This window comes from Marinobacter sp. 1_MG-2023 (assembly GCF_030549045.1).
Lineage (GTDB): Bacteria > Pseudomonadota > Gammaproteobacteria > Pseudomonadales > Oleiphilaceae > Marinobacter.
Window position 1 is genome coordinate 1 of sequence record NZ_JAUOST010000014.1, and the last position, 1,309, is coordinate 1,309.

2 protein-coding genes are annotated in these 1,309 nt (G+C 56.1%); both read left to right on the plus strand.

The genetic code is table 11. The features are described 5' to 3' along the window. Positions 1-59: 59 nt before the first annotated feature. Positions 60-431: a transposase gene (locus Q4606_RS18200; protein ID WP_303608362.1), complete on the plus strand. Its 372-nt coding sequence runs from the start codon at positions 60-62 to the stop codon at positions 429-431. Between the two features lie 11 nt (positions 432-442). Then, complete coding sequence (locus Q4606_RS18205; protein ID WP_303608363.1) at positions 443-1,282, plus strand: IS3 family transposase; 840 nt, start codon at positions 443-445, stop codon at positions 1,280-1,282. The last annotated feature ends 27 nt before the right edge of the window (positions 1,283-1,309 follow it).

Below are 1,309 nucleotides of genomic sequence, written 5' to 3' on the forward strand. Positions count from 1 at the left end.
CGCTGATCTTGCACCGCTTTAGTGGACGGTCATTTACCGGACACTAAAGGGGGCCTGTCATGGGGCACACCCACAAGAGAAACTACGACCGTTACACCCTGGCGTTCAAGCTGCGGGCCGTTAAACTGGCTAATCACCCTAACGTTAAAACCAAGGATATCGCGGAGGGGCTGGGGATACACCCGGTAATGCTGTACCGCTGGTGTATGGAGCATCGCAACGGGACGCTGGTTGAAAACAAACACATGAAAAAGCAGAAGCCCTCGCCCAAACGGGTCAACCCGCCACCGGACTCCGAGGCCGCTGCCGAGGACGAGCTGGCTAAGGCAAAAAAGCGCATCAAGGATCTGGAGAAACAGCTGAATGCGCGCCAGGAGGAAATTGATCTCCTAAAAAAGGCGCGTCGGTTCTTCGAGAAAAACCGTCACTGATTTTTGCGTTTATCGAGAAGAACCGGGATCGGTTCAGTGTCAAACGGTTGTGCGTATTCTTTGGGGTGTCTCGTAGCGGCTTCTATGCCTGGCTCACGCGCCCTGTCAGCCTGCATCGACAGCAGGATGAGGTGATCAAAGGCGCCATTGTCGAGTTGCACCAGGGGTATCGGCGGGCCTATGGCGCGCCAAGAGTGCATCAGGCGTTGCGCCACCAGGGTATCCCTTGCAGCCGTCGACGGGTGAATCGGTTGATGCGGGCACTTGAGATCAAAGCCTCAACCACCGGATTGTATGCCTGGCGGCCTGGGCAGCACGCGTTTTACAGCTCGGCGGGTAATCAGCTCAAAGGCAGCGATGCACCCACAGGCTGCGGCCAGCAGTGGGCTGGCGACTTCACCTATTTGAAAACCCGCACCGGCTGGCTGTATCACGCGGCGATTATCGATCTGTTCAGTCGTCGGGTGGTGGGCTGGTCGTTCAGCAGCCGCCGGAATAGCGAACTGACCAAAAGCGCGCTGCGCATGGCCTTGTTGAACGAGACACCGCCCCCTGGCTGCCTCTTCCACTCGGACCAGGGCATCGAATACGCCGCTCACGATTACCGGGAGCTGCTGGAGACCGCGAGTATGGTTCGAAGCATGAGCCGTAAGGGTAACCCGCTGGATAATGCAGCTATGGAGTCCTACTTCCACACACTGAAAGCGGAGCTGGTGCATAAGCGTTTGTTCGACACGAAAGTGCAGGCGGTCTCGGAAATCATTCACTACATGATGTTCTATAACGGCGAACGATTGCATTCGAGTCTGGGCTACCAATCCCCGGAGGATTATGAAAAGCTCAGTGCATAAAGTGTCCATCAAAGTGGTACAAGATCA